The organism is Lacticaseibacillus manihotivorans DSM 13343 = JCM 12514, assembly GCF_001435035.1.
GTDB classification, from domain to species: Bacteria; Bacillota; Bacilli; order Lactobacillales; family Lactobacillaceae; genus Lacticaseibacillus; species Lacticaseibacillus manihotivorans.
Genome location: NZ_AZEU01000247.1, coordinates 12,706 through 21,394, shown reverse-complemented (window position 1 = coordinate 21,394; position 8,689 = coordinate 12,706). Strand labels below are relative to the sequence as shown.

General features: G+C 47.5%; 7 protein-coding genes. 4 read left to right on the top strand and 3 right to left on the bottom strand.

Annotated features, from left to right (window positions below; all coding sequences use genetic code 11):
* Positions 1 to 209: 209 nt before the first annotated feature.
* Positions 210 to 2,075 carry a GGDEF domain-containing protein gene (locus tag FD01_RS13015; protein WP_056964720.1) on the top strand — a complete coding sequence of 622 codons (1,866 nt, stop codon included), beginning with the start codon at positions 210 to 212 and terminating at the stop codon, positions 2,073 to 2,075.
* Positions 2,076 to 2,830: 755 nt separating this feature from the next.
* Here FD01_RS13015 and FD01_RS13010 read toward each other — a convergent pair.
* A complete protein-coding gene (locus tag FD01_RS13010; protein ID WP_056964718.1) occupies positions 2,831 to 3,709 on the bottom strand; it encodes a helix-turn-helix transcriptional regulator in 879 nt (292 codons plus the stop codon).
* A gap of 180 nt (positions 3,710 to 3,889) precedes the next feature.
* Here FD01_RS13010 and FD01_RS13005 point away from each other — a divergent pair, with 180 nt between their 5' ends.
* On the top strand, positions 3,890 to 4,255 hold the full coding sequence (locus FD01_RS13005; protein WP_054716961.1) for a hypothetical protein: 366 nt from the start codon (positions 3,890 to 3,892) through the stop codon (positions 4,253 to 4,255).
* Positions 4,256 to 4,349: 94 nt separating this feature from the next.
* Here the strand turns inward: FD01_RS13005 and FD01_RS13000 are convergent, their stop codons facing one another.
* Together FD01_RS13000 and nrdE are read right to left on the bottom strand one after the other, a co-directional pair.
* Positions 4,350 to 4,613: a hypothetical protein gene (locus FD01_RS13000; RefSeq protein WP_054716959.1), complete on the bottom strand. Its 264-nt coding sequence runs from the start codon at positions 4,611 to 4,613 to the stop codon at positions 4,350 to 4,352.
* Between the two features lie 179 nt (positions 4,614 to 4,792).
* Positions 4,793 to 6,964 (bottom strand): class 1b ribonucleoside-diphosphate reductase subunit alpha, encoded by a 2,172-nt coding sequence (gene nrdE / locus FD01_RS12995; RefSeq protein WP_056964716.1) that lies wholly within the window; start codon positions 6,962 to 6,964, stop codon positions 4,793 to 4,795.
* 171 nt (positions 6,965 to 7,135) lie between these two features.
* Here nrdE and nrdF point away from each other — a divergent pair, with 171 nt between their 5' ends.
* Positions 7,136 to 8,125: a class 1b ribonucleoside-diphosphate reductase subunit beta gene (nrdF, locus tag FD01_RS12990; protein ID WP_056964714.1), complete on the top strand. Its 990-nt coding sequence runs from the start codon at positions 7,136 to 7,138 to the stop codon at positions 8,123 to 8,125.
* Positions 8,122 to 8,607 carry a class Ib ribonucleoside-diphosphate reductase assembly flavoprotein NrdI gene (locus tag FD01_RS12985; protein ID WP_056964712.1) on the top strand — a complete coding sequence of 162 codons (486 nt, stop codon included), beginning with the start codon at positions 8,122 to 8,124 and terminating at the stop codon, positions 8,605 to 8,607. The genes nrdF and FD01_RS12985 overlap by 4 nt, the downstream gene beginning before the upstream one ends.
* Positions 8,608 to 8,689 lie beyond the last annotated feature (82 nt).

Genomic DNA, 8,689 nt, shown 5'->3' with positions numbered 1-8,689 from the left:
TTTATTTTGTCTGAGTGCTAACGATAGTGGCTAACTTGATTGTAAAACGCGGGGAATAAAAACAGGTCAGCGATGTGACCCAAAATAAATTTAAGCTATGCTGACGCTTACAAATAACCAATGGAAAGATAAATTAATTGAGATTTGGTTGAAAATGGGTGATAATCGAGTTGTATATGCAATGCACGCAGTCTGGGGGGAGTGCGCACATGGAAGCACAAAAAAGCACCTTTGGGGTAACCGCGCCACTACCAGCGTGGTTATTCATCTTACAACTGGTGATCGTTTTAATGCTGGCCGTTGGGTTTGTCAGCTATTATCGTCGGACTTGGCATTATGTGTTTGATACGGAACATGACAACCACACGCAATTTAAAGCGTTGCGTGGCGGCTTATTGGTGTTGGTTTTACTATTGGGCTTAGGGTTTCATTTTGCCGGGGCGATCATGTACACCAACAGTATCATGTTTTATAATATCGGCCTGTTTTTGCTGACGTTTACGCTATTAGACCGCTCGGCATCTTGGTGGGAGTTTGGCGGGCGGGTGATCGGGTTGCTTGTGATTTGGAGTGATCACTATCGGCCGCATTTTGACCGTTGGCAATATACGGTATCGTTGATTTTACTCGCAATTGCAGTGGTGGTGATTTGGCGCTATCGCGATGATATTCGTTATAATCCGGCGCGTCATATCGGGTTGTTTGCGTATTTAGGTGTGGTTTTTTGGACGTTGTTGCCTGATGAGTCACTGGGTGTGCAATTGAGTTTGGGCCTTCGACTGGAAGGTCTCATCATGTATGTCGCCATGGCGTGTGCGACGGGGATCTTCATGCACAATCGCCATGTCGAAGATCAGCGCAACCGCGCCAATGCCCAACTGGCGCATTATGACGCCTTAACGGATACCTTATCAGCATCACTTTATCAAACCACCGCGCCACGAGTCTTTGATACGGCTCGGACACAAGCCAAGCAGTTGACCATGGCGGTGATCGACATTGATCATTTTAAGCAAGTCAATGATCATTATGGCCATTTAACTGGGGATGAATTGTTGTCTGGTGTCGCCAAAGTGATGTCTGATACGTTGAGCAAGTATTCCGGAAAGCACTCGCTGTACCGCGCGGGCGGTGAAGAATTCAACATTTTATTTGAGAACCTATCGGACAGTTTAGTGGAAATCGTCGTCACGGACATTTGGCAAACGGTGCGCACGGCTAAGCTCGAAGCCGGCCGCTTTGAGATCCCGACCACGATTTCCATCGGCGTCGCCAAAATGATGACTACGGATGAATCTGTTGATGATCTTTATGCTCGCGCCGATGAAAACTTGTACCAAAGCAAACATAATGGCCGCGATGCCATCACCATCATGGGGCATACGTTAGCCCATGACCAAGTGCCGCGCGTCATGGCGATCCGCACCTTGTTGACGCAACATGTGGTGGATACGCAAGTGACGCCTGCGGAATTAGTTTATGACGAATTGATCTTAGCCAAGTATGAGGATGACTATGACCGCTGGGATTTTCCCGATGTGATCGCCTTGCCGCTATTGGTGCAAATGAACTTTTTGCATGAAGCCTTAAAAGCTCAAGCTGCGCCTAGAATCATGATCAATGTATTACCCGAAGTGTTTGTGGCGCCACATACGCCACAACGTTTGGCAGATTTTCGCGATCGGGAGCCGAAGTTGTCGATTTTGGCGGTTGAGTTGACCTTGTTGCCAGATATTGAGACTTTAGCTCGAGTGTCAAAAGCCTATCATGCGCACGATTTGCGGATCGTCTTGAAGAACTTTGCCCCAGATAACGATTTAGACACTTTCAAACCATACCTCGCCTTGATCGATGGGGTGAAAATGCGCGCCAATGATTTGCGCAACTTGTATGTCACCCCTGAAGGCCCAGACCAAATCGCAGCCTTACAAGCAGCGTGTGATGCAGTCAACGTCGACATTATTGTCAATGATGTGGAGAATTCTCAAGACGCTGAATTTGCCAAAAATGTGATCAAGTCCCGTTACACCAAAGGCTATTACTTCGATCGCCCAGCCTTGCCGCGCATGTCGTAATACAAATGCTGTCCGGCAGCGAAAGCGTCTATTTAATCTTCCAATCAGCTATACCAATCTGCCTCCGGCACGAAAATTTGTGAACTCCAGCGTCTTGGCGACACTGCGGAAAATTGGACAAGTTGCCGGTGCGGCCGGCTGCAGCTCTCGAACAAAGCCCGTTCGAGGAGCTTTCGCCTAGATTTAGAACCAAAGAAAACCGCTTTGTTTCTAAATCTGCCGGTGAAATCTGCGCGAACCGCCACAAACCGGCGTTTCACTTGATTGCACTGCCACGGGCAATTGTCCAGTTTTCCTTGTTCTGCCAAGCCGCTTCCGCCCACAAATTTTCTCGGTTGATATCACAGGCTTACAGTTTAAACATGCTCACGTTTCGAAGTCATTCGTTATCATGAATGATTGCATCAACGTTGCCAGTATCTGATTCGTAGTCATCAGGCGCCAGTGGTTTAACGTAGTGCAGGAACTGAAATCATCGAACGTGGCAGAAATATGAGCTGAGACAGCTGGTTTTTGGCTGGCTCAACTCATATTTCAGGCGAATTCAAAGACACGGTTTTTGGCTTTGAATTCAGGTGGAAGAACATCGGCGGTTTGTGCCGATTTCTGGAGCCGGCCGGCCACGAGAGATGATTTCAGTTCCGAATGGGTCTGGAGTGTACCACTGGCGCCTGATGGCGGACGAAAACACTATCGATGCCGGACATCATGAGCATAAAACGAGGCCCAGACGAATTGTCTGAGCCTCGTTTTGTTTAATGGACATCGGTATCGGTTTGTGCCAGTTGCGCTTGGCGCCGATAAGCACTTGGGGTGATGTCGAATTGTTTTTTGAACGTGTGATCGAAGTTCGCGGGGTTCTTGTAACCCAAGCTAAAGCCGATTTCAGCCACTGATTGAGCCGTCATGGCGAGCATTTTCTTGGCTTGATTCATGCGGATAAAGCGCAATTCGGCTGAGAATGGCTTTTTGAATAAATCGTGGCAAAGTCGAGAGAAGTAGTTCGGTTCATAACCGAAGTATTCTGCAGCGGACTTCAAGGTGACAGAGTCGATATGCGCCATGATGTAATTGAGGATCAAGCCGACTTGATGGGCTTTGTCTGCGCCACGCAAATTGTCTTCTGGGAAGTCGGATTCGATGATCATCATCGCATTCAACCGCGCCCGGGATAATTCTGTCAGCAATAAGTTGGCAACCATGGACGCTTCATAGCGTAAGTAGCCATCTTGTGGTTGCATCAACATCAAGCGCGCCAATTGTTCGCAGTAGCCATTGGTCAATTCATGGGCGATGCGACGGAAGACGATATGTGCGGTGTCCGTGCTTTGTAAAAAGCTGGTGATCATCGCGTTAGGGCCGATGCCGACAGTGTTAGCCACTGGCAAGATGAAAAAGCGGACTTGTAGCGGCCGGTTAGCACCGTAAGCTTCAAGTTGGGCTGGCATCGGGTTGTGGATCAACACGACGTCGCCAGTTTTTAAAGCCAGTGGGCGGCCTTTTAACCGCAGTAAACAATCACGGCGACATTGAATGATCGCCAATTGTGTCCCGCCAGCTTCAGGATCAGGTGGGGCACTTAACGGACTGAGGTCCAATTCGACTGTGGTGGCACTCCAAATTGGCGTATACATGCAAGCTCCTCCTCGAGATTGTGTCTATCTGACAATTCTAGCACAAAAACGTTGGACTCGGGCAGGACATTTCCCAGGAAATGTCAGACTCGCATAATAAAACAGACAATTTAACATGTATCCGGTAACATTTAAATGACGTACAATTAAATAGTCAGATACCAATGAGGAGGGATGCCTATGAACGCAAAGTTTCTTGAAGTCTTGCAACACGAAGGACCAGTCACGATCATCACGATCAACGCCAACCCGGCGCATGTGGTGAACACTTGGATGTCATACATCACGTTGAAAGATCAGCAATTGTTGATCCCAGCAGCTGGTATGCACAGTATCGAAGCAGATTTTCCTACCGATAACCATGTGCTGTTGACCTTTGGCTCTAAAGAAGTTGAGGGAACAGTGGGGCCAGGCGCTGGTTTTCACGTTGCCGGGCGTGGTCACTTTGTTGAATCAGGCGCCGACTTTGACGCCAAAAAAGCGCAATTCCCATGGTTGACTCGGATGCTTGTCGTTGAGATCGACGACATCCAACAAAAGATCTGATCAATGTGCTACCATGTCACAGAACTGATCGGATGAACCTTACACACAAACAAATACGCCGCCTAATTGCCTAGGCGGCGTGTTTGTTTGCTTTTTAATGAAGGGCTTGTGGCGCTTGATCGCCGATTTGTAAGGTGACGCGCCATTGTTTGCCGTCGCGCGTGGCGAGAGCAGTGTAATGTTCGTTGGTATCCCAAGTGTCAAAGTCCAAGCGATAGCCGACTTCAGCTTTTTGTAAGCCAGTTTCCATTAAAAGGGCAGTTTCTGGATAACCATTTTTGGCGAGTTTTTGTAAAACGATGCGTTCAACGGTGCGGCGTTCGCGAGCACCGTGATTGAATAAGGCGGTAATGACCATACCCGGTCACCTCCAAGTGAATTGATACGTCTATTGTAGAGCTGAGCCTTAACTGTTGTTACAAAGCTTAAGCCAGCTTAACGTGATGGCTTTAAGCTTTACGAAATCGTTATAAAATATATGCTTTTCTGAAACGAAAAACCGTTACCCAATGTCAAAATTGGGCAACGGTTTTTAAATTAGATACTGCAACTTTCGCAAGCGTTAGCGCCGATTTCCGAGTCATCATCAGTGAAGGTACGGATATAGTAAATCGATTTAATGCCTTTCGCATGAGCGTAGTTGCGTAAAATGTTGAGATCCCGGGTGGTCATTTTATTGGTGCGACCGTCTTTCCAAGGGTAAGTGCCTTCGGGAATGGTTGAGCGCATGAAGAAGGTCATCGACATACCTTGATCGACGTGTTGTTGGGCGGCGGCATAGACGTCGACCACTTTGCACATGTTGGTGTCATAAGCCGATTGATAGTATGGCAAGGTGTCATTAGCTAAGCCAGAAGCCGGGTAGTAAATCGTCCCGATAGTTTTTTCTTGGCGATCTTCAATGCGGTTAACGATGGGGTGCAAGCTGGAACTTGTATCGTTGATGTAAGAAATCGAGCCGTTTGGCGCCACGGCCATGCGGTTTTGATGGTATAAACCATCTTTCATCACGGCAGCTTTAAGGTCAGCCCAGTCTTGTTTGGTTGGGATGTGAATGTTTTTGAATTGTTCGGCAACGGAATCAAATTTGATCGACCAGTCTTGATCCAAATACTTGTCAAAGTAGCTGCCGTCGGCGTACTTGGAAGCTTCAAAGTTGTGGAACACCACACCGCGTTCACGGGCGATTTGGTTGGAGGCTTTTAAGCTGTAGTAGTTGAGCAACAAGAAGTATTGGTTGGTGAAGTCCAATGATTCAGGGCTACCGTAGTGCATGTGATGCTTGGCAAAATAAGTGTGCAAGCCCATGGCGCCTAAGCCGATGGAGTGGGCCAAGTCGTTCCCATTTTGCACGGATGGCACCACGTCGATAGCCGAGTGGTCGGTGACGTAGGTCAAAGCGCGTACCATCGCGTCGACAGATTTTTCAAAGTCTGGGCTTTGCATTAAGTTCGGGATGTTGGTGGAGCCGAGGTTACATGAGACATCGGTACCTAACACGTCATATTCTTGGCGGTTGTTCAACACGCTTGGCGTTTGCACTTGCATGATTTCAGAACACAAGTTGGACATGATGATCTTGCCGGCAATTGGTGAAGCGTTGTTGGCAGTATCCACGTTCATGATGTAAGGATAGCCAGATTCTTGTTGCAGCTTGGAAATTTCCGTTTCCAAGTCGCGGGCGCGGATCTTTTTCTTGGTGATGTTGGGGTTGGCTACCAAGTTGTCGTATTCTTTGGTGATGTCGATGTAAGAGAAAGGCTGACCGTATTCGCGTTCCACAGAATATGGTGAGAATAAGTACATATCCGCGTCGGCTTTGACCAAGTCGTAGAACTTATCTGGCACGATCACGCCGAGGCTTAAGGTCTTCAAGCGATACTTTTCATCGGCATTTTCTTTCTTCGCGCCTAAAAAGGCGATGATGTCAGGATGGAAGACGTTCAAGTAAACTACGCCGGCGCCTTGACGTTGGCCGAGTTGGTTGGAATAAGAAAATGAATCTTCCAATAACTTCATCACCGGCAAAACGCCAGAAGCTGCGCCTTCAATGCCTTTGATCGGGGCGCCGCCTTCACGCAGGTTGGAAAGTGTGATTCCAACGCCACCGCCGATGCGCGACAGTTCCAATGCGGAGTTGATCGCCCGGCCGATTGAGTTCATGTCGTCAGACACTTGCAATAAGAAACAAGAAACCAATTCACCACGGCGCGCGCGCCCTGCGTTTAAGAATGACGGCGTGGCAGGTTGGTAGCGTTGGTGGATCATTTCATCGGCTAAGCTTTGGGCGAGGGTTTCGTCACCGTCAGCGAAGAATAAGGCGTTGGCAAATACGCGATCTTCAAAAGATTCCAAGTAATGGTCATTGTCGTCAGTTTTTAACGCGTATTGGGCGTAGAACTTGTAAGCGGCCATAAAGGATTGGAAGTGGAAGTTTTGCGCGGCCAAATAATCGCGGAGTTGTTCCATAAATTCAAGCGAATACTTGCTTAAAAAGTCTGCTTCATAGTAGTTGTTGTCAACTAAATAGTCCAAGCGGTCTTTGAGGCTGTCGAACGTTAAGGTATTGGGATCGACATTTTCTTTGAAGAAAGCAGCCAAGGCTTCCTTGTCTTTGGCCAATGGGATCTGCCCATTCACCGGAATATTAATTTCATTATTGAGTTTGAAATACGTCACTTGTTCTGGATCGATGGCTTTGAGGCCCATGGCGAACGCTCCTTTGTTTTTTAGCATTGAGAATAATGCTATGATACTGTATATTGTGGTTACGGTCAAATCACAAACAACATCTTGCGGTTTTTGACTTGTGCGTAGCTGTGGTAAAATTTACGCGCAACTGACATTTTAACGTCAATTCAGAGAGGATGCACATCAATTATGGAAAATTATCAGGCGATCAACTGGGACCGCGTTTCAGACGCTGTCGACAAAGCAACTTGGGAAAAATTAACGGAGCAGTTCTGGTTGGATACCCGCGTGCCGGTGTCAAATGATATGGACGACTGGCGCGAACTCGACGATACCCATCAATGGGTGGTCGGCCATGTTTTCGGTGGCTTGACCTTATTGGACACGGTGCAAAGCCAAGACGGGATGCGCGCGTTGACCACTGGCGCCATCACCCCGCATGAAAAAGCGGTACTCAACAACATCCAATTCATGGAATCAGTCCATGCCAAGTCTTACTCCACCATTTTCTCCACGTTGAACACGCAACCTGAAATCGATGAAATTTTCCAATGGTCCGACTCTGAAGAATACTTGCAAAACAAAGCCAAGTGGATCGTCGACTTGTATCGCAACGACCCAGATCCCTTGCATAAAAAAGTCGCCAATGTCTTCTTGGAAACTTGCTTGTTCTACTCTGGTTTCTATACCCCCCTGTATTATTTAGGTAATAACAAGCTCAACAACGTCGCTGAAATTATTAAGCTGATTTTGCGGGATGAATCTGTGCATGGCACTTACATCGGCTATAAATATCAAATTGCTTATAACCAATTGTCCGACGCTGAAAAGCAAAAACAAGACGACTGGGCTTACGACTTGTTGTACAAGCTTTACGCCAACGAAGAAAAATACGCCGCCCTTTGCTACGACCAAGTCGGCTGGACCAAAGAAGTCATGACTTTTGTAGAATATAATGCTAACAAGGCTTTAATGAACCTGGGCAAAGACAGCATGTTCCCAACTACTGCGTCTGATGTTAACCCGATCATCATGAACGGGATCAACACCACCACCTCCAACCACGACTTCTTCTCACAAGTTGGTAATGGTTACTTGTTAGGCCAAGTCGAAGCGATGAGCGATGATGATTACAACATCGACGTCATTTCTGATCCAACTGCGGGGGACGACAAATGATCAATTTATTTTATGTCTCGATTTCTGGCAACACCCGCGCGTTTGTGAAGCGGCTGTGTGCTTACGCTGACCAACAACACGCAAAAAACGCTGACGCTTATCAAATCAACGCCGTGGAATACTCTGAATCTGTCGACGTCAGCATTATGGATCACCCGTTTTTTGCAATGGTGCCGACTTATTTAGACGGTGGCGATGGCATCAACAACGGTTATCAAGAAGTGATGACCTTGGACTTTCGCGATGAACTCGATGCTGGCAACACCGAAAATTTGCTCGGGATTGTCGGCTCTGGCAATCGCAACTTCAATGCCCAATTCGGCTTGACGGCCAAGCACTATGCCCGCCGCTTCAATTCGCCAGTGATCGGCTTGTTCGAACTGCGAGGCAACGACGAAGAAGCCGTCAAGATCTACACCGCTTTGACCAACTACCAAAAAGACTTCGAGCAACGTGGTGTTAAACGCGCACTGACGCACTAGCATATGATGATCAACCAAGCCGAGATAATAATTGTCTCGGCTTTTATCATGCAAATGATGTCTGGTATCGATGATCATGCTG

Excerpts from the sequence above, each read along its gene's own strand:
- FD01_RS13015 (WP_056964720.1), top strand. The coding sequence starts at position 210 with ATGGAAGCACAAAAAAGCACCTTTGGGGTAACCGCGCCACTACCAGCG.
- FD01_RS13010 (WP_056964718.1), bottom strand. The coding sequence starts at position 3,709 with ATGTATACGCCAATTTGGAGTGCCACCACAGTCGAATTGGACCTCAGT.
- FD01_RS13005 (WP_054716961.1), top strand. The coding sequence starts at position 3,890 with ATGAACGCAAAGTTTCTTGAAGTCTTGCAACACGAAGGACCAGTCACG.
- FD01_RS13000 (WP_054716959.1), bottom strand. The coding sequence starts at position 4,613 with ATGGTCATTACCGCCTTATTCAATCACGGTGCTCGCGAACGCCGCACC.
- nrdE (WP_056964716.1), bottom strand. The coding sequence starts at position 6,964 with ATGGGCCTCAAAGCCATCGATCCAGAACAAGTGACGTATTTCAAACTC.
- nrdF (WP_056964714.1), top strand. The coding sequence starts at position 7,136 with ATGGAAAATTATCAGGCGATCAACTGGGACCGCGTTTCAGACGCTGTC.
- FD01_RS12985 (WP_056964712.1), top strand. The coding sequence starts at position 8,122 with ATGATCAATTTATTTTATGTCTCGATTTCTGGCAACACCCGCGCGTTT.